The organism is Brucella oryzae, assembly GCF_041929965.1.
GTDB classification, from domain to species: domain Bacteria; phylum Pseudomonadota; class Alphaproteobacteria; order Rhizobiales; family Rhizobiaceae; genus Brucella; species Brucella oryzae.
The window spans coordinates 1-611 of sequence record NZ_JBHEEO010000079.1 but is presented as its reverse complement, the minus strand read 5'-3'; the positions used below and the strand labels follow the sequence as shown (position 1 = coordinate 611).

Here is a 611-nt window from a genome sequence, read left to right as displayed (position 1 = left end):
TAGGTCACATACCCATAAAATGATTTCCGGATTGCATGGTTTGTGATTCACTGTCTCCATCGACATGGAGGCAGTGATGGGGCGTTTTGATTTAACAGATTTCGAATGGTCCGTGATTGAACCGCTTCTTCCGACCAAGGTGCGTGGTAAGGCTCGGGTTGACGATCGACGTGTTTTGAACGGTATATTCTGGCGGCTGAGAACAGGTGCGCCGTGGGCAGACATTCCAGCTCGATATGGTCCTTATACGACCTGTGTAAATCGCTTCAACAGATGGCGTCATGCGGGGCACTGGGCCCGCATTCTCAACGCGATATCAGAAGCTTACGACGGCGATATCCAGATGATCGACTCCTCGTCAATCCGCGTCCATCAACATGCGGCCAACGGTCAAAAAAGACGAGCGATCCGGTTGCATGGGTCGCTCGCGCGGCGGCCTGACAACCAAAATCCATACACTTGTCGATGCTGATGGTCGCCCAATTCGACTGAAACTGACTGCCGGACACGCACATGATGGACGTTCGGCAGCCGATATGTTTGAGACGCTCGGGTCCGGGCAGATACTACTGGCAGATCGCGCTTACGACAGCGACGGTTTGCGCCAAAGC

Annotated in this window: 1 pseudogene; it reads left to right on the top strand. The window is 53.7% G+C overall.

Going from position 1 to position 611, the window contains the following annotated elements:
* Positions 1 to 76: 76 nt before the first annotated feature.
* Positions 77 to 611, top strand: a pseudogene (locus JNC70_RS22815) (IS5 family transposase); the annotation flags it as partial.